This window comes from Janthinobacterium sp. BCJ23, from assembly GCF_059617945.1.
Genome location: NZ_JCAQAW010000002.1, coordinates 355,059 through 381,503, shown reverse-complemented (window position 1 = coordinate 381,503; position 26,445 = coordinate 355,059). Strand labels below are relative to the sequence as shown.

24 protein-coding genes and 1 pseudogene are annotated in these 26,445 nt (G+C 60.7%); 14 read left to right on the top strand and 11 right to left on the bottom strand.

Features of this window, described 5'->3' with window-relative positions:
* Positions 1-5 precede the first annotated feature (5 nt).
* The 3 genes from AC54AG_RS07815 to AC54AG_RS07805 all read left to right on the top strand — a co-directional run bounded on the left by AC54AG_RS07815 (position 6) and on the right by AC54AG_RS07805 (position 1,342).
* Positions 6-536: a GNAT family N-acetyltransferase gene (locus AC54AG_RS07815; protein WP_496629943.1), complete on the top strand. Its 531-nt coding sequence runs from the start codon at positions 6-8 to the stop codon at positions 534-536.
* Positions 537-715: 179 nt separating this feature from the next.
* Positions 716-979 (top strand): DUF378 domain-containing protein, encoded by a 264-nt coding sequence (locus tag AC54AG_RS07810; protein WP_070302572.1) that lies wholly within the window; start codon positions 716-718, stop codon positions 977-979.
* Positions 980-991: 12 nt separating this feature from the next.
* Complete coding sequence (locus tag AC54AG_RS07805) at positions 992-1,342, top strand: hypothetical protein (RefSeq protein ID WP_496629942.1); 351 nt, start codon at positions 992-994, stop codon at positions 1,340-1,342.
* Between the two features lie 59 nt (positions 1,343-1,401).
* On the opposite strand, the gene AC54AG_RS07800 is transcribed toward AC54AG_RS07805, so the two are convergent.
* The 3 genes from AC54AG_RS07800 to AC54AG_RS07790 all read right to left on the bottom strand — a co-directional run bounded on the left by AC54AG_RS07800 (position 1,402) and on the right by AC54AG_RS07790 (position 3,732).
* The gene (locus tag AC54AG_RS07800; RefSeq protein WP_496629941.1) at positions 1,402-1,809 is read right to left on the bottom strand and encodes a c-type cytochrome; all 408 of its coding nucleotides are present in this window, start codon (positions 1,807-1,809) and stop codon (positions 1,402-1,404) included.
* A gap of 82 nt (positions 1,810-1,891) precedes the next feature.
* A complete protein-coding gene (locus AC54AG_RS07795) occupies positions 1,892-2,770 on the bottom strand; it encodes an EamA family transporter (protein WP_331776491.1) in 879 nt (292 codons plus the stop codon).
* Between the two features lie 176 nt (positions 2,771-2,946).
* Positions 2,947-3,732 (bottom strand): immunity 52 family protein, encoded by a 786-nt coding sequence (locus AC54AG_RS07790; protein ID WP_331776492.1) that lies wholly within the window; start codon positions 3,730-3,732, stop codon positions 2,947-2,949.
* 358 nt (positions 3,733-4,090) lie between these two features.
* Here AC54AG_RS07790 and AC54AG_RS07785 point away from each other — a divergent pair, with 358 nt between their 5' ends.
* Positions 4,091-4,534, top strand: a complete 444-nt coding sequence (locus AC54AG_RS07785) for a YfjT/YkfB family phage-associated protein (RefSeq protein WP_496629940.1) — start codon at positions 4,091-4,093, stop codon at positions 4,532-4,534.
* Here the strand turns inward: AC54AG_RS07785 and AC54AG_RS07780 are convergent.
* A pseudogene (locus tag AC54AG_RS07780) lies at positions 4,504-4,766 on the bottom strand (IS481 family transposase); the annotation flags it as partial. The gene AC54AG_RS07785 and the pseudogene AC54AG_RS07780 overlap by 31 nt on opposite strands.
* A 123-nt stretch (positions 4,767-4,889) precedes the next feature.
* Between AC54AG_RS07780 and AC54AG_RS07775 the strand changes: the two are divergent.
* Both AC54AG_RS07775 and AC54AG_RS07770 read left to right on the top strand, forming a co-directional pair.
* On the top strand, positions 4,890-5,033 hold the full coding sequence (locus tag AC54AG_RS07775; protein WP_331776494.1) for a hypothetical protein: 144 nt from the start codon (positions 4,890-4,892) through the stop codon (positions 5,031-5,033).
* 78 nt (positions 5,034-5,111) lie between these two features.
* Positions 5,112-5,528, top strand: coding sequence for a hypothetical protein (locus AC54AG_RS07770; protein WP_331776495.1), 417 nt, complete (start codon positions 5,112-5,114; stop codon positions 5,526-5,528).
* A 60-nt stretch (positions 5,529-5,588) separates the two neighbouring features.
* On the opposite strand, the gene AC54AG_RS07765 is transcribed toward AC54AG_RS07770, so the two are convergent.
* Together AC54AG_RS07765 and AC54AG_RS07760 are read right to left on the bottom strand one after the other, a co-directional pair.
* Positions 5,589-7,457: a phytase gene (locus AC54AG_RS07765; RefSeq protein ID WP_331776496.1), complete on the bottom strand. Its 1,869-nt coding sequence runs from the start codon at positions 7,455-7,457 to the stop codon at positions 5,589-5,591.
* 17 nt (positions 7,458-7,474) lie between these two features.
* The gene (locus AC54AG_RS07760) at positions 7,475-10,003 is read right to left on the bottom strand and encodes a TonB-dependent receptor (RefSeq protein WP_496629939.1); all 2,529 of its coding nucleotides are present in this window, start codon (positions 10,001-10,003) and stop codon (positions 7,475-7,477) included.
* Positions 10,004-10,318: 315 nt separating this feature from the next.
* On the opposite strand from AC54AG_RS07760, the gene AC54AG_RS07755 reads away from it, so the two are divergent.
* The 6 genes from AC54AG_RS07755 to AC54AG_RS07730 all read left to right on the top strand — a co-directional run bounded on the left by AC54AG_RS07755 (position 10,319) and on the right by AC54AG_RS07730 (position 17,359).
* On the top strand, positions 10,319-11,227 hold the full coding sequence (locus tag AC54AG_RS07755) for a GGDEF domain-containing protein (protein WP_070302561.1): 909 nt from the start codon (positions 10,319-10,321) through the stop codon (positions 11,225-11,227).
* A complete protein-coding gene (locus AC54AG_RS07750; RefSeq protein ID WP_331776498.1) occupies positions 11,227-12,252 on the top strand; it encodes an AraC family transcriptional regulator in 1,026 nt (341 codons plus the stop codon). The genes AC54AG_RS07755 and AC54AG_RS07750 overlap by 1 nt, the downstream gene beginning before the upstream one ends.
* A 264-nt stretch (positions 12,253-12,516) precedes the next feature.
* Positions 12,517-13,911, top strand: a complete 1,395-nt coding sequence (locus tag AC54AG_RS07745) for a class I SAM-dependent methyltransferase (protein WP_072453508.1) — start codon at positions 12,517-12,519, stop codon at positions 13,909-13,911.
* Complete coding sequence (locus AC54AG_RS07740) at positions 13,911-15,254, top strand: sensor histidine kinase (protein WP_034755965.1); 1,344 nt, start codon at positions 13,911-13,913, stop codon at positions 15,252-15,254. Before AC54AG_RS07745 ends, AC54AG_RS07740 begins: the two co-directional genes overlap by 1 nt.
* Position 15,255: 1 nt before the next feature.
* The gene (locus AC54AG_RS07735) at positions 15,256-16,353 is read left to right on the top strand and encodes a hybrid sensor histidine kinase/response regulator (protein WP_331776499.1); all 1,098 of its coding nucleotides are present in this window, start codon (positions 15,256-15,258) and stop codon (positions 16,351-16,353) included.
* On the top strand, positions 16,346-17,359 hold the full coding sequence (locus AC54AG_RS07730; protein WP_051991733.1) for a response regulator: 1,014 nt from the start codon (positions 16,346-16,348) through the stop codon (positions 17,357-17,359). The genes AC54AG_RS07735 and AC54AG_RS07730 overlap by 8 nt, the downstream gene beginning before the upstream one ends.
* Before the next feature lie 77 nt (positions 17,360-17,436).
* Here AC54AG_RS07730 and AC54AG_RS07725 read toward each other — a convergent pair whose 3' ends face one another.
* Entirely contained in the window at positions 17,437-17,964 is a 528-nt protein-coding gene (locus AC54AG_RS07725; RefSeq protein ID WP_496629938.1) for an SRPBCC family protein, read from the bottom strand.
* A gap of 227 nt (positions 17,965-18,191) precedes the next feature.
* On the opposite strand from AC54AG_RS07725, the gene AC54AG_RS07720 reads away from it, so the two are divergent.
* Together AC54AG_RS07720 and AC54AG_RS07715 are read left to right on the top strand one after the other, a co-directional pair.
* The gene (locus AC54AG_RS07720; protein ID WP_496629937.1) at positions 18,192-18,977 is read left to right on the top strand and encodes a DNA/RNA non-specific endonuclease; all 786 of its coding nucleotides are present in this window, start codon (positions 18,192-18,194) and stop codon (positions 18,975-18,977) included.
* Positions 18,978-18,998: 21 nt separating this feature from the next.
* Positions 18,999-19,253, top strand: coding sequence for a nucleotidyltransferase family protein (locus AC54AG_RS07715; RefSeq protein WP_070218411.1), 255 nt, complete (start codon positions 18,999-19,001; stop codon positions 19,251-19,253).
* A 52-nt stretch (positions 19,254-19,305) separates the two neighbouring features.
* Here the strand turns inward: AC54AG_RS07715 and AC54AG_RS07710 are convergent, their stop codons facing one another.
* The 4 genes from AC54AG_RS07710 to AC54AG_RS07695 form a co-directional block, all read right to left on the bottom strand.
* Positions 19,306-22,140: a TonB-dependent receptor gene (locus AC54AG_RS07710; protein ID WP_496629936.1), complete on the bottom strand. Its 2,835-nt coding sequence runs from the start codon at positions 22,138-22,140 to the stop codon at positions 19,306-19,308.
* A 657-nt stretch (positions 22,141-22,797) separates the two neighbouring features.
* On the bottom strand, positions 22,798-25,674 hold the full coding sequence (locus AC54AG_RS07705) for a M16 family metallopeptidase (RefSeq protein WP_496629935.1): 2,877 nt from the start codon (positions 25,672-25,674) through the stop codon (positions 22,798-22,800).
* A 76-nt stretch (positions 25,675-25,750) separates the two neighbouring features.
* Positions 25,751-26,083: a type II toxin-antitoxin system RelE/ParE family toxin gene (locus tag AC54AG_RS07700; protein WP_331776501.1), complete on the bottom strand. Its 333-nt coding sequence runs from the start codon at positions 26,081-26,083 to the stop codon at positions 25,751-25,753.
* A 1-nt stretch (position 26,084) separates the two neighbouring features.
* A complete protein-coding gene (locus AC54AG_RS07695) occupies positions 26,085-26,372 on the bottom strand; it encodes a type II toxin-antitoxin system Phd/YefM family antitoxin (protein ID WP_070302789.1) in 288 nt (95 codons plus the stop codon).
* Between the last annotated feature and the right edge of the window lie 73 nt (positions 26,373-26,445).

The following is a 26,445-nucleotide window of genomic DNA, read 5'->3' as shown; positions in this document are numbered from 1 at the left end:
TCGCCATGTCCGCATCGCTACGCCATTTTTCATGCACCGATATCCGTGAACGCTTGCCGGAACTGGGCGTCTTGCTGCAAGACTGCGTGCACGACGGCGCCAGCATCGGTTTTATCTTGCCCTTTGATACGGCGGCCAGCCAGGCGTTCTGGACCGATAATGTGTTGCCGGCCGTCACGCGCGGCGTGCGCCTGTTGCTGGTGGCCGAAGTCGATGGCCAGGTGGCGGGCGCCGTGCAGCTGGACTGGGACACCAATCCCAACCAGGCGCACCGGGCCGAAGTGCGCAAGCTGCTGGTCGCGCCCGCTTTCCGCCGGCATGGCATCGCCCGCCAGCTGATGCAGGCGCTGGAAGCACAGGCGCGCCAGTTGCCGCGCAGCCTGCTGACCCTGGACACGCGCAGCGGCGACCATGCGCAAGCGCTGTACTTGTCGCTCGGCTACTTGGTGGCCGGCAGCATCCCCGCTTATGCGCTGGCGCCGGACGGCAACCGCCTGGATGCCACCACCATCATGTACAAGCAGCTGCGGCAATGAGCTGCAGTTACCCGATGCGCGCTGCCGTCTGGCTTGTTGCCAGATAAAATCACCCGCCTGATTACAGAGTCTTCCTACTTGAATGCCCGGCATCGTCCGACTGGCGCGTGCCGGTGCCGCGCCTACACTGTTCCTTGATAGACCCGGCGGCGGGTCCTTTCTTCTTACAGGAGGCTGATATGGCGAATATCCAGGCAGGATCGGACGGTGCGGCAAAACAGGAAATGTCGGCAAAGCGCTTGAACGTGGTCGACTGGATCTCGATGATCCTCTTGATCGTGGGCGGCTTGAACTGGGCGCTGGTGGGCTTGTTCGATATCGACATCGTGGCCAGCATCCTCGGCGCCATGACGGCCGCTTCGCGCGGCGTGTATGTACTGGTGGGACTGGCGGCGCTGTATTCCATTTACCTGTGCCTGCGCAAGTTGCCGGCCAAAACGTAGACGGGAGGGGACATGCCTGTCGGTGCAAGCCCCAAGCGTGAACGCGAATTCAAGAAGCTGGAACGGGATTTCAAGCAGGAAGGACGCTATCCGGGCCGCGAGGAAGAAGTCGCGGCGCGCATCGTGAACAAGCAAAGGGCGCAGTCCGGTGAAGCGAAGGAAGCGCAGGGGCGGAAAAAAGCCGGCGGCGCTGCCTCGGATGCGTCATCGCCGGACTTGCCCATCGCCGGCTACCAGCAATTGACGGTGGCGCAGATCCGCGACAAGCTCGATGGCCTGTCCACCGCCCAGCGCAAGCGGCTGCGTGCCTATGAAGCGGCGCACAAGAAGCGCAAGGGCGTGCTGCAGGCGCTGGAAGCTTGATCCGGCGTCAAAGGCTGGATGCGATGTGCGCCTGTCCGTGCATGCGTTATGGGCTGGGCTTACTGCGTGCGCAGGTAAGCCAGCAAGTCGGCCACCTGCTGCGCATTGCCGATGCCCCAGAAGCGCATGTTATTGCCGGGAATGAAGTCGCTCGGTGCTTTCAGGAAGCCGGCCAGGTTTTGCTCGGTCCAGACGATATTCGCGTTTTTCATCGCCGCCGAATACTTGTAGTCGGTGGTGGCACCGGCTTTGCGGCCGATCACGCCCGTCAGCTTGGGGCCAAAGCCGCCGCGCGCCGATGGTCCCACCTGGTGGCAGGAAGCGCACTTGCGAAACGCTGCCTTGCCTGCTTCCGCATTACCCTTGAGGGCGGCCGGAGCGGCAGCCTGCGCGACGGCGGCTGGCGCCAGCAGCACGGCTGCGGCAGCGAAAGGGGAGAGCAGGCGAAAAAGAAGTGTCGATGTCATCGGTGGGACAGAGTGCGCGATATGGCAAGCAATGACGCATTTTACAGGCGGGCATCAAAACCTGCCTGCCCGTCGAGCACCGCTAGCGCTTGCCGCCCTGTGCGCCGAGCGCCGCCATGGCCGACGCGAACACGATGCAGGCGATGGCCAGCCACTGCGTCAAGCTCAGCATTTCTCCCAGCACCACCATGGCGGCCAGCGCGCTGACGGCCGGCGCCGCGCTGCTGAACATGCCGAACACGCCTTGCGGCAAGCGGCGCAGGGCAAAGATTTCCAGCGAATACGGCAGGGCGCTGGACAGCATGGCGATGGCCAGGCCCATCAGCGCAATCGATGGCGCCAGCAGTGCCGTACCCGAGTACGCGACGCCGATGGGTACCGTCACCATGGCTGCCACCGTCATGCCCCAGGCCACGGCCTGGCCGCCTTGCAAGGTCGATGCCCGCTTGCCGAAGATGATGTACAACGCCCAGCACAGCGCCGCCCCCAGCGCATACGCCGCGCCGACAGGGTCCAGGCTGCCCGGGCTGCCTTGCAGGGGCAGCAGCAAATACAAGCCGAACACGGCGCACGCCACGGCCAGCAAATCGCGCGGCCGGCGCGACGATAGCATGGCCACGGCCAGCGGCCCCGTCACCTCGATGGCGACCGCGATGCCAATCGGTATCAGCGCAAACGCCCGGTAAATCAGCAAGTTCATCAACCCCAGCACGGAACCGTAGACGAGCAAGTTCAGCACATCCTTGCGCGTCAGCCGGTAGCGCCACGGCCGGAAGATAGCCAGCAGGATCAGCGCAGAAAACCCCACCCGGTACGCCGTAATCCCCTCGACCCCGATGACAGGAAACAGATTCTTCGCAATCGCCGCCCCCAGGTTGACGGAAATCTGCCCTCCCAATACGGCCAGGGAAGGGAGCAGGATGCTGTCGGGGAGGGAAGAGGTCGAGGCGGGGGAGGTCATGGGACGCCATTTTAATACGCAACAGGCCGCCAGTCGCTGGTAGACATGCAAGCGACCGTAATTTATTGGCCTGTACTGGCAGCCGATATTGCAGATGGATGGCGATGCCAGTCGTTTTGGTGTTCACTGCCGGCATGGCAGGGTATTTCCCTGCGGACAAAACGAGTTATCCTTCATTAAATATCGACATAGCGAGGCAGCAAGTTCTGCTCGACCAGACGAATCTCAATGGCGTTGGCGATCCTGACATGCTCGGGGTTCTCATCAGAAAAAGGCTCGTCGGTGACACTGACGATGACGGTGCCGATCTGCTGGTCTTCACCTTGCTCGTCCATCGCCATCACGGGGATCAAGGCGCGGGCTTCTGGTACTTGCTGGATCGTCAGTACACGCGGCAAGTACAACATCCAGCCCACACCCGGACGATCCTTGAAGACTTGTTTTTTAAAATACTGATTACGTGCAACCGTGATCAAGACCGGCCGTAGGGAGCCACCGATAATGGATAGCAGTTCTTTCACACCATCAATGCCGAGCCGTCTGGCGGCTTGACCGTAATCGCTGATCTTGAAAGTCCGGGCGGGCCAATCACTGTCGCTGAACCCAAGCGCCATACTTGCACCCTCACCGTCTGCGAGCTCGCCATTCCAAGCACTGAGATATCGAAATTGTTCATCCTTGAACTCGGCCTCGAGTACGGCTTCGGCCGCAGTGGTGAGTTCGCCCGAAGCATCGAAAACCGGATACAGAAACGACTTTGCTTCTGTCTCCTGCGACAGAAACCAATTCTTTCCAAACGCCTCCGTTTTTTGCAAGAAGCGGATAATCGTCGCGATTTTCTGGACGGAAGGTCGGAACGCAATGGATGGGTTTGCTGCATCGCGTTTGAACAAAGATTTTATTATCATAATATTATTTGTGTAATAAGTGGTAATACCCAGTGCACTTAAACTGGGCAGCATGTGTTCATACGCGAGTGGCGTATGAAAGTGCCAAGTCTGCGAGGCCGGCGGGTTACAAGTCCTGCTATCAACCCCATTTCGTGCCAATCAGGCAGCCATTAATCCTTGCTTGCAATCGCGTGCGGCGGGGCGACAGCTTGCGAGAGTCGCTCTCGTGGCGATATTTATCCTTTAATATTGTCACAATGCTTGCAATTGAGAAAGATATATTACAAGATTGTTTTTTGAAAAAGTCTAACACCTCATGCTCAAGCTGTGGTGCGCCATTTGCATTATTCGGAGCACCCTTTTCGCTGCTGCACTGGTCGTCGGGACGGCTGTGCATGTGTCATGATATTGTAGAAAAAGGAGCAGTAAAATGAGTAAGGTTGGAAAAATTGCCGTGGGTCTCGCTGGTACCATCATTTGCGTTAACTCGTTTGCGGCTCAGGGGCGGTGGACTGAAGGTTTTGGGCAGGGAAATCTCGATTACTTTATCGATCAGGATGGAATGCGGCTGTATATTGGCTGTCCAACGCAAGATGGCAGTGCAGAATCCCAATCGAGCGTATCGCTTTCGCAATTGAATAATAATAAGGAAGTTGAGAAATTTACCGTTGACGTCAATGGCATTTCTTATGATGGGCCATTCAGCGCCGACAGCCGCGCAGGTGATAATAACTTTATTTCCTTGCTGGAGAATCTGAGAAAAGGAAATGCCGTTGTGAAGTTTAATGGGAAGGCAATAAAAATCCCTAAAAGTAACGCAGCCAAGATTATTCCTGTTTATGGCAAGAAATTTAGCTGTAATCTTTCCATGTAGACTGTTACTGTCCAGTCCCATTTGATCATGTCCTGCGTCGCGCTCAGCGTGGTATGCAGTGTATGGGTCCGGTGCGAATGGTTTTGTACATCGTCCCGCTTGAGCCACTTGGCAGCCGTGCACGGGTGATATTGAAGACCTTGGCGGCTTCGCGGTCGGACAGTCCGGAGTCCTTGATTTCCTGCCGGATCTTCGGGGTGGTGCGGGCTTGGGCGGGAATGCGTGAGTTCATGGACTGAAGTCTATGCGATGTGCTGCAACCGATGGGACGATCTCGGTGGCAAACCGCCTATCAACTCGTCAAGCACAGCTCCGGCACGTAACAGGGCCATGTTGCGACGAGGAATATGATCACATGGCTAAACAGCTGGCGCATGTCACGGCATGGATGCCGTATGGAATCGGGACCATTTCGCTCGGCAAGACGCGCAGGGAAGAGCTGCTTGCCTATTGCAAGGCCTATGCATTGAACGCTGATGCCGATCTCAGCGAAATGTGAACATATTGGCAGAGCGCTTCGCTAATCTGCTGGCCTGTCGAGCAGTGCATTAACGTGTCAATCAGGAGTAGAAGGGCAATGTATATATTTAGTATCGGCGACACCAATTTTGAAGTGGATGTCGCGAAATCCCGGATCAGCCTTGAGGCGCGCGCCGATGGCATGCGGGAAATTAATATCACGATCGAGGCCGACGACGACGTGTTCATGCGGCTGACGGAAGAGGACGATGCGCCTTGGTCGTGGGCGCTGTATCCGCCGTCCTTCTCTTTGCAGGGCTTGCTCGTCGCGGGACCGGATGCCGCGCCCGTGCAGATGCTTGCCGTCGATGCCGGCAATCCACAGTGTGAATCCGCGCTCTACATGATGAAATACCGTGATGTCGCGGATCTGCGCCTGGAGGAATTGTCGGCACAACGCCTGGCAGTGACGGGCAGCGTGGACTTTTTTGGAAAAAGTCTGCCTTTTGTCATCGATATGCCGCGTACAAGGTAGCGGCAATCTTTAACACTCCTATCGTACATGGGGCAGCCATTGCTAGCCGCCCCATGGTGATTACTCCAGCTTCAAGGCCTTCGCCACATCCCCCCACGCCACATACTTGAAGTTCTGCGGTCCATCAGGCAGACGCTTGTAGCCGTCCTGAATCACCAGCATGCCTTGTGCATATGCGCCGCCCAGGTTGGCGGAGGTCACGTCCAGGCCATCCGTTTCCGAGGTGCCGTCGATGCCGGCAGGCAGGTTGAAGCCCACCTTGAAGCGGCCGCGCACCTTGTAGGGGGCTTTGGCGTCGAGCACCACGTAGCTGTTGTCGCCCTGGCTGGAGACGATCAGGTAGCCGGAATCAGCCTTGCCGCCAGGCTGGCGGTAGATGGCCATGCCTTCCACGTCGGCCGTCAACTGTGCGCCCACGGGCAGGACCATGGCGAGGGCATCGGGTTTGGCGGCGTCGGCCGAGGTGGTCCAGATGCCGCGCGTTTCCTCGCCGAGGAACAATCTGGCGTTGGCGTCGTCGGCCACGCAGCCTTCCGGTTGGGTGGCGACCTTGAAGCTGCGCAAGAGGGTGGCGCTGAACTTGTTGCCGCTCATGCCGCTCATTTCAACCTTGTATTGCTGGAAAGTGCCGTCCTTGTCGTTGATGAACGCTTCCACGCCGCCGCTGGCTGGCTGGTACAAGCACATGCCGTAGATGCTTTTCAGTCCGGTCGGGAAACGGCCCGCTTCCGCCACGACGCCATCGGCATTGATGGTGAACAGCATCATGCTGTTGTCGTCGCGCTGGGTGGCGACGGCCAGGTCGACCTTGCCGCCGCCAAGGCTGATGTTTTGGCGCAAGTCGACGTTGTTCAGGCGTCCCACTTCCAGCAGCTGGGTCTGCTTGCCTTGCAGGTCGTAGACGAGCAGCCCCTGCTTTTTGTTGGTGCCCAGGATGCGCGCATCGGCAGGGTTGCTGGACAGCCAGATGGCCGGATCGTCGGCCGCGTCGCCCTGGCGCGCCATCGGTTCCGTTTGGGCTTGCGGAGCGATGATGGCCACCGCAGGCGATGTTTCCGCTTGGCCAGCCCATTTCAAGGGCCGCGCATGCCAACCGTTCTTGCCGCGCAACATCAAGGAATTTCCGTCGAGCGCCAGCTGGCTGTCGCCCTTGCGCACGTTCAAGGCGACGGCTTGGGCTGGCTGTGCCGTCCATTTACTTCCCTGATGGGAGTACAGGTGCAGTTTTTCCGCCTTGCCGTCGAGCACGGCCACGCCGCCCGGCAGCACGGCCAGGGCGCCGGCACCGCCATCCAGCTGGCCATACGGCTTGCGCAGGGCCACCACTTCGCGCTTGCCCATGCCTTCGGAATCAGCTTCATACGACCACACGCCCATGTTGGCCTCGCTGACCAGCAGGCGCCGGGCGCCATCGTCGGCGCGGCAATGCTTGGCATGGGGCGGCAAAGCGAGTTTGCGAACCAGGCTGCGCTGTTCACCTTGCATCACCCACTGTTCCGCTTGCCCATCCTTGCCGATCAAGAACAGATGGTCGAGTTGCTGGGCGTCGCGGTACAAGCACGATGCTTCCACGGAGAACGTGGGAATGGGAAACGGCGCCAGGCGATTGAGCTTGCCGGCCTGCACGTCGACGGAGACGGGCAGCGGGCGCTGCGTGTCCGCTTCCAGGAAGACGGCCAGCACTTTGCCGCCATTGATGCGCGTGTCGAGCTGCTTGGCGCGCACGGCGATACGGTCCTGCTCCTGTCCGCTGGCGTTGAGCAGGCGCAAACCGTGCTTGTCCAGGGTCAGCCAGCCGCCGCCAGGCAGGCGCGCCAGTTCCTCGGCCTCTTGCGTGAAGGAAGGCAAAGTGTTGGCGGGGGCGGCGAAGACGGCACCGGTGGCGCAGAAGGCGGCCAGCAAGGCGCCGCAGAGTACGTTTTTTTTCATGTTAGTTGAAATCATCATCAGAAGGCGCTGGCTTTCAGGCTCACTTTGAAAGTGCGGCCGTATTGTTCGTTCTGCACGTTGTATTGCTTCGTGCCCTGGTAGACATAGTATTTCTCGTTGTTCAGGTTCGCCGCTTCGAACAGTACCTGGAACTGCTTGTTGATCTGGTACGACAGCGAAAAATCAAGCTGCTTCTGGCTGGCGACGATATGGTCCTGGCTTTGGTCAAGGATATCGTTACCCATTTCCAGCAGATACGGCGACTTGTAGTTGAGGGCCAGGCGGGCGCTGACAGGCCCCGTTTCATAGCCCAGCATCAAGTTCATTACCTGGTTCGACTGGCCCGGCAGGCGGATGTCGCGGTTGAGCTGCTTGTTCGTCGCCTTGTCGAAACGGCCGATTTGCGCGCTCGACGTGCTCAGGGTGCCGTTCACGCCGACAAGAAACTTGTTGAACGGTGCAGGCAGCATGCGCAGCGGCTGCATATAGGCCAGTTCGATGCCTTTCACTTTCGCCGCGTCGCCATTCGCATACGATGTCGCCGTCGTGTAGCCCGCCCACTGGCCCGTGCCGGCCAGGTTCGTCGTGTAAGTAAAATTCTTGATGTCCTTGTAGAAGCCGTAAGCCGACATCACGCCATCATTGCCCAGCACCCGCTCGATACCGAGGTCCAGATTGTTCGCCTTCAACGGTTTCAAGTCCGGGTTGCCGATCACGGCTTCCGTATTGCTGGCCAGGCTGATGCCCGGCGCCAGCTGGCTGAAGTTGGCGCGTACGACGGCTTGCGTCCAGGCAGCCCGCACGCTGGTCTTTTGATCGACGTCATAACGGGTTTGCAGGTTGGACAGCCAGTTGGTGTACGAACGCTCGCGCGTCAAGGGCGTTGCCACGCCGGCGCTGTCCACTTGCGAGCCGGCCGCTTCAAAGCTGGTACGTTCGGCACGCACGCCGCCGAGGATGTGCCAGGCGTCGAAGTCGTAGCTGTTTTGCACATACATGGCGTTGATGTCTTCATGCATGCGGTAGTCGTTGATGATCGATTCCGTGGAAAGGCGCGCCTTGGCGCGGTCCAGTCCCGCGACGCGGGCGCGTATCAGGGCCGGGTCCAGCGCCACGCCGATGTTGCCCAGGTCGTAGTCGAGATTGTGGCCCTGCACGAAATTGCTCATCGACGTGGAACCGGTGCCCCAGTAATTGCCGCTGGTCGCCTTACTGCTGTTATACGCCCATTGATCCGTGTCATTGGTCTTTTCGCGGCGGCTGACCTTCGCGCCGAATTTCAGGGTGGCGATGTCGAACTTGCGCGCCAGGTCGATGCGCGCATGGTGTTCATTGTCCTTCGAGTAGCGCTTTTGCAGGGTGATGGCGTTGAGCGCGTAGCTGGCCGGGTCGTACAACGAGGCGGGGCCGCTCAGTTTCGGCTCCTGCGTATCCGTAAAGCTGATGCCGGCGAAATTGCTGGTGCCGCGGAAACGGCCATCGTTCAGGGATTCCGGTGTGTCTTCCGTGGCGCGGCTCATGCCGCCTTTCACGTCCAGGGTCCAGTCGCCCGATTTCTGTTGCGTGCCCAGCACGAGCGAGCGCACTTGCTGCGTGTACTTGCGCTGGCGGATGCGGCGCTCGGCGCGCGCGCTGGCCGTCTGGTCTTCGGCCAGGCTGCCGCCCGCGATATTGCTGATGGTCAGGCGGTCACGCACTTCATTGTCGGAAAATTCGCTGACGAACGAGCGCAAGAACCAGCTGTTGCCCGCTTCGGGGCGGTAATCGAGATTGACGGCCAGGGCGCCGCGCTTGCGCACGGGCAGGTAGTCGCGCAATTCCAGGCTGGACAATTTCCCCTTGCTCCAGGCGCCGCCCGTTTCCACGTCATCGGAGCCGAACGAGCGCTTTTCCGCGCTCAGGCCGGCTGCCACGCCCAGCTTGCCGTCGAGGAAGCGCTGGGCCCACAGGGCGCCGCCGCTGGGGCTGGTCTTGCCCGTCTTTTCATCGTAGCTGGCGCCCACGTTGGCCGACAGCAGCTTGCCCGGCAAGTCGAAGGCGGACAGCGATTTCACTTCGACCGTGGCGCCCAGCGAGTTGGCGTCCATTTCCGGCAGCAAGGTCTTCGAGACTTCCAAGGTTCGGATCAGGCCGGCTGGCAGGATATCGAGCGCCACGGCGCGGCGGCCCGCTTCCGGCGATGGCACGAGGGCGCCGTTGATGGTAACGGCGTTCAAATCCGGGCCCAGGCCGCGCACCGTGATGTAGCGGCCTTCGCCCTGGTCGCGCTGCACGGACACGCCCGGCAAGCGGGCCAGTGCTTCGGCCGCGTTTTTATCGGGCAAGCCGCCGATATCGTCGCTGCTGATGACGCTGATGATGTTGTCGGCTTTCTCTTGTGCCGCGATGGCGTTGCGCAGGCTGGCGCGCTGGCCGCTGACGACCACCGTGGCGGCTGGCTGGCCATCCGCATCTTGCACTTGCGCATGGCTTTGACCGCTGAAGACGGCCATGATGCCGAGGGCCAGGGCCGTCAGGCGCAGCGGGGAGGGTAAGGAAGTGTGCATGGTTTTCATGAAGAGCTCGGTTAGGGGAAGGAACCGGGCGGATTCTAGGCAGCAAATATGACGGTTGCGTGACAGGCAAGGACTTGCCACCCTGAAAACAACGGCCCGTGAACGCTTTCCGGCTGGAAATGGACCGTGGTGAGCTGAAATGACCTGCCACGGCAGGGCGCATGGGCAATGGCTAGCCGGATTTGCATGGGAGGCCATGGTAATGCTGAGCCGTTTGCACCTGCCGCACGGGCGCGGGGCATGTCATCGTGCCGTCATGGGCGGGCGCTATCGTGGCGACAGCACCACTTTTAAAGGTTTTCCCACATGCTGCCATTGCACCGTAACAGCCTGATTGCCGCCGCACTGGCCTTGCCCCTGTTCTTGTTCCTGTACGCCACGTTAGGGCACCCTAAACCGATTGCCATCTGGAAGTGGATGGACATCGTCTGCGAAGGCGGCACGGCCGTCATGGCGGGCATCTGGTTTTTGTTTACCCTCAGCAGCCGCCCGCGCGGGCTGGTGACGAGCCTGATCGCCGGCGGCCTGTGCGCCATCATGCTGGGCTCCTGGGCTGATTGCCTCGACGAATTCTTCGCCGTCGACAAGAGTGCCGTGTGGGATAACTGGCTCGAAGGCTTGATTCCGTTTGGCATGCTGCTGGTAACGATCGGCATGTATTACTGGCGCCAGGAACAGTTCCGCCTGAACGAGCACCTGCAAAAGCGCGAGCGCCTGTTCCGCGACCATCGCGCCTTCGACCGCATCACGCAGCTGGCCGACGCCAGCTACCTGCGCACGCAGATGCGCCTGGAACAGGAGCGCCGGCCCGGCCTCGATTGCGCGCTGGTCTTGCTCGATATCGATAGTTTTCACCTGATTAACCGCGAATACGGCCACCGCGAAGGCGACCGCGTGCTGCAAGCCGTGGGCCACATGCTGCTGCTGAACCTGCGCAATGACGATTTGCTGTGCCGCTATGCGGGTGACCGCTTCGCCGTGCTGATGCCGGGCGTGTCGCGCGAGGATGGAGCCGTGAAGGCGCGCCACCTGTGCGCCATGGTGGGGCAGATGCGCCACCACGCCAACGACAACCGTGAAATCCGCTTGAGCCTGCGCCATGCCTGCTCGCTCACCGATGGCGTGCCGGAAGTGGTGCTGGCCGAGCTGAGCCGTGCCGTGGAAACGCCGGGCCGGAGCACCGGTCCCCGGGCCGGCACCGCCGCGCCTGCCTGATGCCGCTGAACCAGCAAAGCGACCCCAGCATCGCAGCCCACCACCAGCCGGCGCTGGTGCTCGACTACGCGCGCAGCCGCGAGTTGCCCGTGGCGCCGCTGCTCAAGGGCACGGGCCTCGATGGCGGTGCGCTGCCGTCCGCGGAAAGCCAGGTCAGCGCCGCGCAATACCTGCAATTGCTGGCCAACGTGGCGCGCGGCCTGGACAGTGCCGACACGAGTTTCATGCTGGGCCAGCAAATGCTGCCCGGCCATTACGGCGCGGCCAGCCATGCCTTGCTGCAGGCACAGAACCTGCGCCAAGCCTTGACCATCCTGTGCGATTTTCATACCTTGCTGTGTCCGCTGCTGCAACCGCGTTTGCGCGAAGCGGGCGACATGCATGTGCTGTACTGGGTTGACGCGTTCGGTGCACCGAGCCAGCTGCCATTTCTCGTGGAAATGCACATGACGGCGCTGGCGGCCATGTGCCGCTGGCTGGCCGGAGAGTCCTTGCCGTGGCGCTTCTGTTTCAACCGCGCGCGGCCCCGTCACGTCGAGCAGCACGAAGTGCACCTGGGGCAGTCCCTGCGTTTCGATTGCCAGGTCGACGCCATGCTCATCGATTCCAGCTGGCTCGACAAACCCTGGCCGCGCGGCAATGCCACCGCGGCCGCGCTGGCCTTGCGCGCGGCGGCCTTGGCGCCCATACCGGCAGCGAGCCTGCTCGGTGCGCTGTACGATTATCTGCTGGCCAATATCCGCTGCGCGCCAACTCTGGAGCGCACGGCGCACGAGTTTGGCGTCAGTCCCGCCACCCTGAAACGCCACCTGGCGCGCCATGGCACGCATTTTCAGGCCGAGCTGGACCAGGTGCGCGCGCACAAGGCGATTTATCTGTTCCAGGCGCATGGCTACGACAACGACGCCGTAGCAGCCTATCTCGGCTTTCATGATGCCACCAACTTCCGCCGCTCGTTCAAGCGCTGGACGGGGCAAACGCCACAGTTGCTGCGTCATGCGCTGGCACTGTTTATTGCGGGATGAGCGCCGGCGTTGCGCGCCAGCGCCACGGAGAGTCGTTCCTGAGGGAACAATTGCCCGTTCTGCTACATCCATAGTACACTCGATCAGAGAGCGAACAGATGCGCTTTGAGGCGCTCCGGCACGGCGTCGCGCGACGCCGCAATACCGCCATTGCGATGGCGGAGCCGGCGGCAAACGACCGGTATGCCGTGCCTTAACCCAGCCTGGAATCTGGTGTCACCAGTGTGGTGCGCCGGAAACCGGGCAACTTGATAATGCTCAATCGTGTATTCACAATCGCAGATCGATCCAGTCGTCAGTTTCCGCAACACCCAGGGTGAGGCGGTGCGCGGCACGATTTTCAACTTGCAGCGCAATTCGCTGGTCATGGAAATCTACAATCCATACTCGATTGTGCAGGTCAGCGAGGTGCTCAATGACGTGACGGTGAGGATGGGGGCGAAAAACGCCTACGTCGGCAAGGCCGTCGTCATCAGCAGCGTCAATACGGGCCTGACCGCCATCGTTTCCGTGACCCTGATCGACGAGTGGCGCGAATTGAGCGACGTGGTCGTCGTCAAGGGCGCCGTATTGAAAGAGTCCAGCGCCTTTGTCGCCGGCTGGGGCGAGCGCTTCCGCATCCGCCGCGACTACCAGATCGTCGTCAACGAAATGCGCGCCTTTTTGTCGGAAGTGGCGCGCTGGGTCGAACAGGTCGACTTGTCCGACTCGCTGCCCAAGGAAAACGGCCGGCTGCGCCCCGATATCTTCGATGAGCTGGCCTTGCCGCTGATGGAGCAGACCCAGCTTTACTTGCGCCAGCTCGAGGTAGAAGCCTCGCTCGTCGAGGAAGAGCGGGCACCGGCCCACCGCGCATTTGCCCAGGCGGCGCTGCATCCTTTGATCCTGCGCGCGCCGTTCGTCTTCCGCACGTTTACCAAGCCGCTCGGCTATGCGGGCGATTACCAGATGGTCAACCAGCTGCTCGACGATCCGCGCCAGGGTCCGAGCACGTATTTTCAGATCGTCAATGCGGCCTTCTTGCAGGCGGCCGTAGCCACCGCGCACCGCAACCGCATCGATATCCTGACGGAATTCCTGTCGCAAAAGGCGGCCGCAGCGCGCGCCGCCGGGCGTGTGTACAAGGTGCTCAACGTGGGCTGCGGCCCGGCCATCGAGGTGCAGCGTTTTCTCGAGACGTGCCCCGATGCGCAGTGGCTGGCCTTCGAGCTGGTCGACTTCAGCAGCGAGACCCTGGACTGGACGCGCGCGCGCCTGACCACCATCATGCAGCGCACGGGGAGAGTGGTCGAGATCGATTATGTGCACGACTCCGTGCATAACCTGCTCAAGCGCCGCCATGGCTCTGGCATCACGGGCTTGCCCGGCAGTTTCGACGCCGTGTATTGCGCCGGCCTGTTCGACTACCTGTCCGACAAGGTGTGCGCGCGCCTGCTGATGCACTTCGCCTCGCGCGTGGGGCCGGGCGGACGTTTGCTCGTCACCAATGTGCATGCGAATAATCCGGGCAAATTCGGCATGGAGCATTTGCTCGAATGGCATTTGATCTATCGCAATGAAGCGGGCCTGTCGGCCTTGCTGCCCGAGCACGCGACGGATCCGCTGATCTATGTCGACGCGACGGGCGTGAATGTGTTCGCGGAAGTGAGCATTCCTTGATGGATACCCCAGGCCTGCACGCCGGCTACACGGCCGTTTTGCGCGACTTCCGCCTGGAATTCAGCCGCGGCGGGGCGTACACGGGCATCGTGCTGATCCTGCTGGGCATGGGCCTCGATTCGGCCCTGTATCCGGACAAGCAGTCGGCGTTTACCAGCGCGCGCATCGTCGTCTCCGTGCTGATCTTCTGTGTCGTGCTGGCCATGCGCACGCGCTGGGCGCAAGACCGCATCCAGGGGCTGACGTTTGTCTGGCTGATCCTGCCGCAAATCATGATCGCCTGGATGATCGCCATCACGGAAGGCGCCACTTCGATCTATTACGTGGGCATGACCCTGGCCATCTATTCGTCGGGCATCGTGCTCGCTTTCGGCTTGTGGCAAAACATGGTCTTTGGCGCCATCTCCTGCCTGCTGTACGTGGGCGCCTGCGCCTGGCATGCGGGCGGCTTCGACTTGCCGGGCACGTTTGTCGTCAACTGTCTGTTCCTCATCATGTCGGCCAGCATCAGCGCCGTCTTTACGTATTTCAACGAGCGCGCCCGCTTCATGCTGTTCCAGCTGAAGGCGGAAGTGGCGCAAAAGAACACGCAGCTGGAAGAAACCAACAAAAGCCTGGCCGATATCAAAGGGCAGATGCTGCAGCAGGAGAAAATGGCCGCCATCGGCACCCTGGCCGCCGGCATGCTGCATGAAGTCAATAACCCCGTGAATTTCTGCATGATGGCCATCGAAGTGGCCATCGAAGACCCGGTCGCCAAGCAAAGCGCGCTGGTCAGCGAATGTCTGGCCGACGCCAAGCAGGGCATGCTGCGCGTGCAGCACATCGTGTCCGACTTGAAGACCTTTGCCTACCGCAAGAGCGGCAACCAGCTGGAAACGGGACACTTCCAGTTCCGCAGCGCGCTCGACGCGGCCATCCGCCTGGTGGGGCATGAAACGAAGAATGTCAGCATCAGCCACGACTTGCCGGTCGACACCCTGGTGCGCGGCGACGAGGCGGCCATCGTGGGCGTGCTGATCAACTTGCTGGGCAATGCGGTCCTGTCCATGCGCAAGGGCAATGCGCCGCCGTTCGAGATCCGCATCACGGCCCATTGGGATGACAAGCGCCTGCGCATCAGCGTGCGCGACAACGGCCCCGGCATCGCCCCGGAAAACCTGGCGCGTGTGTTCGAGCCGTTCTTTACCACGCGCGAAGTGGGGCAGGGCCTGGGCCTGGGCTTGAGCATCAGCTATGGCGTGATCGAGCGCCACGGCGGAACATTGAGCGCCGAAAGCGAGCTGGGCAAATGGGCCAGCATGAATTTCGACTTGCAGCGCTCCGATTGGGAGGGCCGCTAGCATGGACAGCGATAGCCGCGCCAGCGTGCTGTACGTGGACGATGAAGCGCTCGCCTGCAAGTATTTCGAGCGCGCCGTCGGTCCCCGTTACCGCGTATTGACGGCGCAGAGCGTCGATGCGGCGCTGGCCTTGCTGGAAGACGAGGCCGGCCAGATCGACGTGCTCGTCACCGATTACCGCATGCCGGACCGCCTGGGCAGCGAATTGCTGCAGGAAGTGGCGCAGCGCTATCCGCACATCGTCTGCATGCTGGTGACGGCCTATGCGGACAAGGACGTGCTGCTCGAGCTGATCAATGGCGGCACCTTGTTCCGTTTGCTGGAAAAGCCGCTCGACCTGGCCGCCATGCAAACGGCGCTGCAGCTGGCCGTGCAGACGGGCCGCGAACGGGCCGCGCGCCGCCAGGGCCTGGTGGCGATGGAGGAATCGCTGGCTTTCCTCGCACATGAATTGAATACGCCGCTGGCGGCCATTGCCAATTTTGCGCGCGGCATCGCGCGGCGCGCGCAGGCGGACGCCGCGCCGCAGGCCGAGATCGGCGAAGCGGCCGCCTTGATGCACGACAATGCGCGCTATTGCCTGTCGGTCCTGGCCAGCTTTATCGACACGGTGCGTCTGGCCAGCGCCGGACCTGGCATGCAGGGCGGACGCCGCGCCGGCAGCGCGCGCCAGCTGCTGGACGCCTTGCTCGACAGTTATCCCTTGAGCGCGGCCCAGCGCGCCGCCATCACGGTCGAAGTGGGCGAAGATTTTTCCATAGCCGAGTCGCCCAATTGCGTCGCGCTGATATTATCGTCCGTGCTGGCGAATGCCTTGCGTTCGGCGGGCGAGCAAGCCCGGCCTGCGATCGGCATCCGCATCGATGCCGGCCGCATCACGGTGCGCGACAATGGCGCCGGCATCGCCCCCGAGATTGTGGAACAGCTGTTGATCGACCCCGTCAGTGCCGGCGGCGGCGAGGGCAAGGGCTGGGGCATGGTGTTTTGCCACCGCATGATGCAGTCGTTCGGCGGCAACCTCGATATCGCCACCGAGTTTGGCACGTCCACCACGGTAACCCTGAATTTTCCAGTACATATAAGGAACGAGCATGATTGACGCCAATCTGCGTTTACCGGCTCAGCGTGAGCCGGCGCAAGGCTTGCCGACGATACTCTATGTCGATGACGAGGCCAACGCCCTCAAATACTTCCAGCGCGCCATCGCGCCGCTGGCCGACGTGCTGACGGCCACCTCGGTCGAGGAGGGCAAGCGCATCCTCGACGAGCAGGCCGACCGCATCGCCGTGCTGGTGTCGGACCAGCGCATGCCTGGCGCCTACGGCAACGAATTGCTGTCGTACGCCTGGGACCGCCATCCGCACATCGTGCGCATTCTGACCACCGCGTATTCCGAACTCGAGCACACGGTGGAAGCCGTCAACCAGGGGCAGATCCACCGCTACATCCAGAAGCCGTGGGATATCGCGGCCCTGCGCATGGAACTCAAGCAGGCGCTGGAGCTGGCGCGCTTGCGAAATGAACACGCGCAGTTGCTGCGTGAAAAGCTGATGGTACGCCAGCGGCAAGCCGTCGCCAACCGCATCGGCACCCTGTACGCCCTGTGCGCCAGCCTGGCCGGTCCGGAACAGCAACTGCCCGTGGAAGCGTATTTGTCGGCGGCCTTGACGGCCGGCGTCACGCCGCCCGAGCCGGACTGGCTGCTGATGGATTATGCCGACCTGGTCAGTTCGGAAGCGTTCCGCGGCACTGCCTTTGCCGCCGCCGTACGCCAGCAGCTCGACACGCTCGAGCGCGAGCATCCGGGGCGTGGCGTGGAGCAGGCGATCGACATGCTGCTGCCCGTGTTCGGCGCGGCGCTGCAAAACCAGGGCGGCACGGCGCTGTTCCTCGATGGACGGCTGCTGACGGAATTCCTGGAAACGCCGACCACCACGCCCGTTTCAGCCATCCACGCGTTCTGGCTGGCCAGCTTGCTGTGGCTGGCGCGGCGCGGCTGGTCCCTGCAGTTGAGCAAGACGGAACTGGGCTTGCAGGGCAAGGTAGTGCAGGCTGAACCGGCGCTTACGCCAGACCACCTGGCGGCCTGGATCGAGCAGTTCTGATCAGTCCGGCCCGCAAGGGGCCGGCGCCAAATAAAACAGGGCCACGCGGGCCCTGTTTCCATTTGCTGCGAGCGGGCTTAGCGTTCCGCGGCCGCCTTCAGGTTGTTCAAGCCTTTTTCAAAATCCTTGCCGATCATCCTGTCCATGCTGACGAAGACCGTCATGACCTTGCTGACGTAAGGGCTGGGGCCCGTCATGGTCCAGTTCACCTTGGTGCCGTCGCCCTCGGGCGTCATGGTAAACGTGGTGGTGTTGTGGCTTTCGAAGGGCTTGAGGAAGTCCAGCTTGATGACGGTGCGTTCGGGCTGGGCCGCTTCCGTGATTTCCATGCGGCCGGCGCCCACCTTGTCATTGCCTTGCCATGCATATTGCGCGCCCAGGCCATTGGCCGGACCCGTAAACGTGCGGCGCATGACGGGATCGAGCTTTTCCCACGGCGACCAGGCGGCCCAGTAATGGAAGTCCGTGATCAGGGCGGCGATTTTCTCGGGCGGGGCCTTGATGGTGATTTCGCGCTGGACACTGAAAGTATCGGGCTTGGTGGTGGCATAGCCGAGGATGGCGGCGACGACGACAACGATCAGCAGCAGGGTTTTTTTGATCATATGCTCTCCAAATCTTGAATGGTCGATGCGAACGAATCTAGGCAATCTTAGCAGATATGAATGGCTGTGCGCGGCCTGTTGGCCTTTATTTGCGCCAGCTCTGCGCAGAGCCGCCCGTACGCCCATCTGCACGTCGCGCACAGGTGCGCACGCCAGGTTATGCAGGTTTGTGGTGACGGCCGCCGTCCGCTAGAATGCTGGCCTGCAAAGATTTCACTTAGGGAAATATGATTCAACGATCGATCGCCAGGCTGACCCTGGCGTGCGGCTTGCTGGCTTCCGCCTTTGCCGCGAACCTGGCGCATGCCGATGCCTGTCCGGCCCATTACGTCGATGGCCGCAAGCCGGAAATCACCAACCCCAAGCTGGACGTGGCGACCAAGGAGCTGTGCTACAACGTGTTTGGCGTAATGCACTCGGGTATCACGCGCACGCCGCTGTGGTCGGCCGAGCACTTGACGGCGAACAACCTCGAAGTGGCGCAGGATTTGTCGCGCGAAAACTCCTTCCACGCCGAACGCAAGCTGCCTGCCGCCCAGCGTGCCGAGCTGGCCGACTATGCGCGCAGCGGCTTCGACCGTGGCCACATGGCGCCCAACGGCGACATGCCGGACCGCCAGAGCCAGCGCGACAGCTTTACCCTGGCCAACATGGTACCGCAAGATTCGCGCAACAACCGCTATGTGTGGGCCGGCATCGAAGGCGCCGTGCGCAAGATGGCGAAAAAAGAAGGCGACCTGTACGTGATCACGGGGCCGGCTTTTATTGGCGGCAACTTGCGCAAGGTGGGCCGGGTGATCGTGCCCAGCCATCTGTACAAGGCCGTGTACAGCCCGCGCCAGCGCGCCGGCGCCGCCTACTTCATTGAAAACGTCGATACCAAGACGTATGAAGTGCTGAGCATTGCGCAACTGGAAGACAGGATCGGCATCGATCTGTTACCGTCGCTGACGCGCCAGCAAAAGCTGCGCATGCTGAGTTTGCCCAAGGTGAAGAGCAAGTCCAAAAAATAAGACCGTCAAAAAGGAAATCCCATGTGCGCAAAGAAATTCGTCCCGTATGCCAATGAAAGCGATGTGCTGGAAATCGGCAGCCTGACCATCGAAAACCGGATCGACCGCATCAGCATCAGCGGCGACATCGACCTGACCCTGGACAAGCCGGGCCTGGCCCTGGCCAAACAGCTGCAAAAACTGCTGGCCGACGTGGTGGCGCAGCTGGAAAAGCAGGAACTGCCTGACCAGCTGCCGCCGCCCGAGGTGACGTCGGTGGCCAATCCCTTCGAGTAGTGGTCACAAAAAACGCCTCCCGAAGGAGGCGTTGGTCTCTGCGTGCTGTTAATTAAAACGTATAGCGCGCATTAAAGGTGAAGTAACGGCCATAGGCGTTATGCAAGCCTTCGTTGTAACCCTCGAGTGGGTAGGCTGGATCGTATGGTGCGGCGCGGTCGAACAGATTCTGGATATTGATGCCCAGGCTCAGGTTCTTGAAGCCGGTGTACGTATAGCCCAGACCCACGGTGGTCCAGCTGGCGACTTTGCAGTCCGGGAAGGCTGCTTCATAACCAGGGATCGTAGTATTGCGATCCGGCGCCGCGTCGGTAGGCTTCTTCGTGCCGTAGTAGCAGAAAGGCTGGTCGTAGGTCTCGGCGCCGTCGCGGTTGCGCTTGAGCGATACGCTGCCAACGAAGTTCAGCGAAGCATTGACGCTATGGTCGCCACGCGTCCAGTTGGTGGTCAGCGAAGCCTTGACCTTCGGCATGTCGGTGCCGGTGGACAATTGCCAGTCATAAATGCCTGGACGCGTACCGGTGACGTTGCTGACCGTGTCGCCTTCATGCTGTTCCAGCTTGTAGCTGTAGACGTAGGTGCCGCGCAAGGCGGTGCTGAGCGAGCCCCATTCGCCGAGCTTGTTACGCAGACGCGTTTCAAAGTCCACGCCGCGCAGTTCGGTGGAACCCTGGTTGGACCAAGGAGTCTTGACCGACAGCAAGGTGCCCGTGCCGGGAATCGCATTGCCGTTCGCATCGGTGATGAAGTTGGCTGGATTCGGATCGCGCAGGACGTTTTCCGGCGCGCGGTCTTCGTTCTTCAGCGCTTCGCTGGCCGTACCCAGCGCCACTTCTTTTTCCTTGCGCACGCGATACACGTCAACGACAAAGTCGATGTTGGAAGTCGGCGAGTAGATCAGACCCAGCGAGTAGCTTTTCGACGTTTCCGGCTTCAGGTCCGGATTGGCGCCACCGACGCCAGAGATCGATTTGCTGCAGTCGGCCGTCACGCCACCTGGACGCGGGGTGCTTTCATCTTCCTGGCAGCGTTTCGGATCCCACACGCCGGACAGGAAGAATTGCGCGCCGCCTGGTGTCACTTGCGACAGTGCCGGAGCGCGGAAACCTTCGGCATACGTGCCGCGGAAGGCCAGCGTATCCGTAGCGGTCCATTTGGCGCCCACTTTTGGCACGAAGTTGGTTTTGATGCCAGGGTATTTGTCTACCCGGCCGGCAAAGTCCATCTCGAAGCTCTTGGTGAATGGCGTACGCAGCTCGACGAAGGCCGACTTGACGTTGCGTTGGCCGTCGATAATGGTATTCGACTGTCCGTAGATCTCGCCCTTGGCCACCTTGCTGTCCGGATCTATGCGGATTTTCTCCTGGCGCAGTTCGAAGCCGACGGCCAAGCCCATGGCACCGCCGCCCAGCTTGCCGAATTCCGTACTGGCCTTGCCGTCGAGCTGGAAGATTTCCGCCAAGCCTTCGCTTTTCGGATCGTAGCCGATGGTCGGGTCGGCAGCCAGTTGGGCCAGCGATGTGCCGGTATTGAGTTTGCGCAAGGTAGGCAGGTACAAACGGCCATATTGCGTTTCATCGCGTTCCGAACGGTTCCACAGCAGGCCGGTGTCCCAGCTCCAGCCGAAGTGATCGCCTTGCAGGCCCGTCAGCAAACGCATGTTCTGGTTGACCGTTTCCGAGCCGCCGCGCAGGTTTTCAAAGCGGTAGGCAACCGAGGCGCGGGCATTCGTCAGCGGATTGTCCGGATGGCCAATCGGCAGGATGGCCTGGAATGGATCGGCCAGGCCCGTCGCCATGTAGTTGGTGACGGAGGTCGTGCCGAGGGTGATCGGCACGCCCGTGTACGAACGCGAGGAGCGCGTGTAAGCCGCTTCGGCGTAGCCGGTGACGCTGCTGCTGAGCTTCAAGGTGCCGCGGCTCAGCACGCTGGCATCGCGGCCGTCGCCCTGGCTTTCGAGGAATCGGTCGGCATCGTAATTACAGAAGGTGCGGCCAATCAGGATGCTCGTCGGCAGCAGGCCATCCTTGGTGCCGCCCGTGATGCGTTCCGACGGGTCGCAGCCCAGATTGAACGTCACGCGCTGTGGCGCGTTCGCCTGGGTCACGCCGAAGTTGCGCGAGCCTGGCGACGATTCGCGGTACACGGTCGCGTACTTCGAGATGGAACTCGAGTAGTTGGAGCGGAAGCGGCCGTTCAAGTCCTGGTAGGTCGAGTAGGCGATATCCTTGGCGTCGCGGCGGGCAACGCGGTCGCGCTGCGAGAAGTCGGCTGCGACGAAGACGTTGTAGCCATCGGTTTCGAGGTCGCCCGTGCCGAAGAAGCCGCTGACGTTCTTGCGGCGGAACAGGCCATCGTCGTTGGCGCCCGCGTTACCGGCGATTTGCGCGCCGCGATAGTTCGATTTGGTGATGAAGTTGATGACCCCGCCGATGGCGTCCGAGCCGTAGACGGCCGATGCGCCGTCTTTCAGGATTTCGACGCGGTCCAGGGCGGACAACGGGATGCTGTTCAAGTCATACAGAGTGGAGTTGCCGTTGTTCGGGTCGGCGTAGGCCGATGGCGTCATGCGCCGTCCGTTCAACAGGATCAGGGTGGAGCTTGAGCCCAGGCCGCGCAGCGAAGCGGTGGCGACACCCTTGGCAAAACCGGAACCGCCGAGCTGGTCCTGGTTGGTATCGGTGCCCATGGATGGCACCAGTTTCATCAGTTCGGCAACGGTCGATGCGCCGCTGTCCTTGATATCCTTGGCGGTAATCACGTCGACAGGGGAGGTGCCTTCCTTGTCGGCCCGCTTCAAGTTCGAACCGGTAATGAGAATTTTTTGCAGCGCTGGCTCCTGCGGTGCCAGTTGCGCGTAGACCAATTGCGAGGAAGACAAGGTCAAGGCGACTGCGATCACACTTTGTTTTAAGACTATTTTTTTAAGCAAAATATTCTCCATCGAATTTCAACTGCTGAACACATGGTCGGACATCGTTGTACGATGCGCGACTTTCCCGGTCTAGTGGATCGCTTCAGCGATTTTTGTTGCAAAACCGTATAAACAGTATTGCCTAGACCTTTATCAAAACATTTTCAGAAAAGTTGCGCCATGCTTTTTTCAACATTGTCACGTTGACACAACAGTTTATACAGAATATTTTTATGCTTACATATTTGGTAAAAAATTGATGGCAGGAAAAAGATTTTATGTTAAGAAATGTCTTGAAATTGATAAATAATTAATGAAAAAGACACAACAGAATATTATTAACTTATTGTTTTATAAGGAATAATTTAAAATTATTCTCTGTCATTGTTACTTTTTGTTGTTCTGCGGATGTCCATTCAAGTTGCAAACTTTTACATTTGTAATATGTTGCAGATGCACTATTCTGGTGCGGCGGCAGAGCCTCTATGATGTTCCCGGCGAGGCGAGATAATATCGGCAGATAATCGTAATCTGATGTTGCGATGCGCCATTTCTGTGCATAAAAAAAGCCGCCAGCTTTATGCTGGCGGCCATGATTGCATTTACTTGGTGCGTTATTTTTTGCTGCGCTTACTTCGCGAACGCCTGCGCCGCCGGTGTCACCGTGACGGCTGCCGGCTGGATGTTCAGCTTCATCGCGCCGATGACCTTGTCTTCATCGAGCAAGGCTTGCGGCTTGTTGCCGTCGTACTTGATGGGGGAAAACGCGTCGCTGACGAGCTTTTCCTTCAGGCCGGCCGCATCCTTGGCGACGATCACGACGGACAGGTTTTTCGCCGACAAATGCTGCTTGATGGCGCGGTTGACGTCCGCCAGCGTCAGTGTCGACAAGCCATCACGCATCAGCTTGGTGAACTCGGGCGTGCCATACCATTGCGAATCGAGCGCATAGCCCAGTTGCTGGTCCTGCGTCGACGTCATGACGAAGACGTTCTTCATCAGGTAGTCGCGCGTGGTGGCGAAATCGTCCTGCGTCAGGCCGTTGTCGATCAGCTTGCCCAATTCCGTCAGGGCCACGCGCAGCGCGAAGTGGGCGTTGTCCGGCGCCACGGGGCGGATCCAGATTTCGAACAGCTGCGCCTTGCGGCCCAGGTTCGGGTTCGGAAAGAACTGGAACATGCCGCGCGGGAAGGCTTCAATGTACGCGTAATCGCCATAGTTCATGCCGCGGATTTCACGGATGCGCTGGTACAGATAGGAATTCGAGGCGCGATGCTCGCCCAGCCATGTCTTCGCCAGCCACAAGGCGGGGAAGTCCGGGTGCGTGCGCGTCACCTCCAAAGGCAGGCCGAAGGAAATGGCCGTGGCGCGCGTGTTTTTCTCGATGATTTCCACTTCCAGGCCGTTTGCCTTGCGGCCCGCGGGTTTCACTGTGGCAGGCAAGCCTGGGCCGGCCGGCAAGCTTGCCAGCGCCTGCGTCAGTGACGCCGTCATGGCCTCGGAGACGTCGCCGGAAATGCCCACCTTGACGGCGCCTTGCGCATACGCGCTCTTCCAGAACTGTTTCACGTCGTCGAGGGTGATGGCGTCGATGCCGGCGGCCGTGCCCAGCACCGGGTGGCCGTACGGCGTGCCCGCATACACATTCGTTTGCAGGCGTTCCTTGGCGAATTCCTCTTCGTTATTGTCTTTCAGGTCCAGCAGCAGCGCGTTCTTTTGCGCATCTTTCAGGCGGCGGAAGTCGTCTTCGCGGAAACCGGGCGACAGCAGCAGCGGCAGGGCGATGGTGTTGAACTGCGTCCAGTTATCCTTGTGGATGGAGCCCGTAAACGTCGTCATTTCCTTGTCCGTCTGCTGGCTGAAACTGCCGGCCAGCGGGAACAGGGCCTGGTTGACTTCGTCGATCTTGCGCTCGGACGAGCCGCCGGACGCCACCATGGACGCCGTCAGCGCGGCCAAACCTTCCTTGCCTTGCGGATCTTGCGCGGAACCTGCCATAAACAGCAGCTTGTAGCGGATTTGCGGCAGCGCGGACTTTTGCACCAGCACGTCAAACTTCGCGCTCGAGGCGGCCGGCAGCAGGCTGGCCAGCTTCGGCGTGGTGGCGATGGCGGCGGCCATTGGCTGATGCGACAGGGTCGTGACCACCAGGCCCTCGTCCGTCAGGTATTTGCGCGCGGCTGCCTGCAGGTCGGCCGGCGTGAGCGTATCGATCAGGCGGTAGTACTGGTTGATGGTGGCATACGAGCGGTCGAAATGCACGAAGGAAGCCAGGGTGCCGGCGATCTGCTCCGTGTTGTCGAGCGAGCGTATCAAACCGTATTTTTCAGCCGACTTGGCGTCCGCCAGGTCTTTTTCGCTCACTGGCGTGTCGCGCAGCCGCGCCACGGTGGCCAGGATGGCGTCGCGCACGTAGACGGCGTCATCGATGTTTTTCACGCGCGCGCCGAGCACGGCCAGGGTTGGGTCGACCCGGTCTGGCGTCATCTCGAACAGCTGGTCGACCTTTTGCTCGTTTTGCACGAGGCGTTTATACAGCGGCGAGGTGCGGCCGAACGACAGCGACAGCAACGTTGCCAGTGCCGCCTGGTCCTTGTCCTTCACGGAAAACGCGGGCGCGTGGAAGCCGACGGCCACCCATGGCAGGGTCGGCGTGGGCCAGGCCACATGCTTGTAGACGGGGCCGCGCGGCGAGGGTTCGACGGGCACGGCCGCCTGCTGCTTGCCGCGCTGCCAGCCGCTCCAGTATTTTTCCACCAGCGCGATGGCTTGCTGCGGTTCCACGTCGCCGGCGATGATGATGGTGGTGCGCTCGGGACGGTACCAGCGGTCGAAGAAGATCTTCGAATACGCGTACTGGTTCGGCATGTCTTCGATGTCCTGGATAAAACCCATCGTCGTGTGCTTGTAGGTATGCGTCGTGTAGGCGCTGTCGCGCATCACTTCGAACAGTTTCGAGACGGGATTGGCGCTGTTCTTGTTGTATTCGCCCAGCACGGCCCGCGATTCCGTCTTGAATGCGTCTTCCGCATAGTCGAGGTGCTGGAAGCGGTCCGCTTCCACCTTCAGCACGGTTTCCAGGTCCTGCTTGGCAAACGTCGTGTGGTAATTGGTCAGGTCGTCGCTCGTATACGCGTTCTGGCGTGCGCCGGCGCGGGTGATCACTTCCTGGTATTTTTCGGGCGGATACGCTTTGGTGCCGCGGAACATCATGTGCTCGAAGAAGTGGGCAAAGCCGGATTTGCCTGGCTCGACTTCATTGCGCGAACCCGTCTGCACGGGAATCTGCAAGGAAACGAGGTTCGGGAAGCCGGTCGGCACGATGATGATCTTCAAGCCGTTGGGCAAGGTCTTTTCCGTGGCCTTGAACGGCAGCAAATCGGCCTTGCTGGCGGCGGCGCTATGCGCGGCGGCCGGTTTGACGGGCGCGGCGCCCAAGTTCGACGAGGCCATGGCCGACAGGGCCAGGGCGAAAGCGGGTAATAAAACGGGCATGATTCTTGACACGGGGGCTCCTTCTTTTTTGGAAATGTGGAAAGTGCAACGCCGCAGCATAGAATATTCGTGCCGCCCTGCATAGGGGCTACAAGTCGGGCCGCAGGATGCGGGCCGTGAGATGGCTGAGAAAATCGCGCCGGGTGGGCAGGAACATGCGGATGTACACGATGTCGTGCGCGCGGTCATGGTGGTAGACGACGCGGATCTCTTCGCACAGGCGTTGCCGCACATCCATGCCGACTTCGCGGGCTGCTTCGACGGGCGTGCCGCTGTCGGGAAAGGTTTTCAGATCAGAGAATAATTGCCGGAAAGCGACGATGAACTGCGCATGGGCGGCGGCAGTGTGGCGCGCCCTGAAATCGCTGCGCAGCTCATTGAAATCGGCTTGCGCGCTTTTCAGCACGACGATGCGCGTCATCTCAAGCCTGGTCGAGGCTGGCCAGGAAATCTTCTTCGGACACGACGTCGCCGCGCGCGATGTCCTGGTTGCCCATGGCGATCAGTTTCATGAACGCATGCTGTTCCTGCATCTGCTGCGCTTGCCGCTTGCCTTCCTGATACGCGTGCATGGACAGCACGACCATTTTCGCTTCGCCATTTTGCGTGATGATGATGGGCTCGTCCTGGCCAGCGTCAAAGCCGTTGACGATCTCCGTCGTATTGGCCTTGAGGTAGGAAATCGGCTTGATGCGTTCCTTGAGGTTCATGGCGGCTCCGGATGCGAAAAATTGTGACAGGACCAAATATACACCAAATTTGGTCGTGTTTCCTGATGCTGGT

Coding starts and splice junctions, on each gene's coding strand:
- AC54AG_RS07765 (WP_331776496.1), bottom strand. CDS start 7,457: ATGAAAAAAAACGTACTCTGCGGCGCCTTGCTGGCCGCCTTCTGCGCC.
- AC54AG_RS07720 (WP_496629937.1), top strand. CDS start 18,192: ATGATTCAACGATCGATCGCCAGGCTGACCCTGGCGTGCGGCTTGCTG.
- AC54AG_RS07785 (WP_496629940.1), top strand. CDS start 4,091: ATGAGTAAGGTTGGAAAAATTGCCGTGGGTCTCGCTGGTACCATCATT.
- AC54AG_RS07790 (WP_331776492.1), bottom strand. CDS start 3,732: ATGCTGCCCAGTTTAAGTGCACTGGGTATTACCACTTATTACACAAAT.
- AC54AG_RS07760 (WP_496629939.1), bottom strand. CDS start 10,003: ATGCACACTTCCTTACCCTCCCCGCTGCGCCTGACGGCCCTGGCCCTC.
- AC54AG_RS07730 (WP_051991733.1), top strand. CDS start 16,346: ATGATTGACGCCAATCTGCGTTTACCGGCTCAGCGTGAGCCGGCGCAA.
- AC54AG_RS07715 (WP_070218411.1), top strand. CDS start 18,999: ATGTGCGCAAAGAAATTCGTCCCGTATGCCAATGAAAGCGATGTGCTG.
- AC54AG_RS07770 (WP_331776495.1), top strand. CDS start 5,112: ATGTATATATTTAGTATCGGCGACACCAATTTTGAAGTGGATGTCGCG.
- AC54AG_RS07740 (WP_034755965.1), top strand. CDS start 13,911: ATGGATACCCCAGGCCTGCACGCCGGCTACACGGCCGTTTTGCGCGAC.
- AC54AG_RS07800 (WP_496629941.1), bottom strand. CDS start 1,809: ATGACATCGACACTTCTTTTTCGCCTGCTCTCCCCTTTCGCTGCCGCA.
- AC54AG_RS07755 (WP_070302561.1), top strand. CDS start 10,319: ATGCTGCCATTGCACCGTAACAGCCTGATTGCCGCCGCACTGGCCTTG.
- AC54AG_RS07815 (WP_496629943.1), top strand. CDS start 6: ATGTCCGCATCGCTACGCCATTTTTCATGCACCGATATCCGTGAACGC.
- AC54AG_RS07750 (WP_331776498.1), top strand. CDS start 11,227: ATGCCGCTGAACCAGCAAAGCGACCCCAGCATCGCAGCCCACCACCAG.
- AC54AG_RS07695 (WP_070302789.1), bottom strand. CDS start 26,372: ATGAACCTCAAGGAACGCATCAAGCCGATTTCCTACCTCAAGGCCAAT.
- AC54AG_RS07735 (WP_331776499.1), top strand. CDS start 15,256: ATGGACAGCGATAGCCGCGCCAGCGTGCTGTACGTGGACGATGAAGCG.
- AC54AG_RS07775 (WP_331776494.1), top strand. CDS start 4,890: ATGGCTAAACAGCTGGCGCATGTCACGGCATGGATGCCGTATGGAATC.
- AC54AG_RS07700 (WP_331776501.1), bottom strand. CDS start 26,083: ATGACGCGCATCGTCGTGCTGAAAAGCGCGCAAGCCGATTTCAATGAG.
- AC54AG_RS07795 (WP_331776491.1), bottom strand. CDS start 2,770: ATGACCTCCCCCGCCTCGACCTCTTCCCTCCCCGACAGCATCCTGCTC.
- AC54AG_RS07805 (WP_496629942.1), top strand. CDS start 992: ATGCCTGTCGGTGCAAGCCCCAAGCGTGAACGCGAATTCAAGAAGCTG.
- AC54AG_RS07725 (WP_496629938.1), bottom strand. CDS start 17,964: ATGATCAAAAAAACCCTGCTGCTGATCGTTGTCGTCGTCGCCGCCATC.
- AC54AG_RS07810 (WP_070302572.1), top strand. CDS start 716: ATGGCGAATATCCAGGCAGGATCGGACGGTGCGGCAAAACAGGAAATG.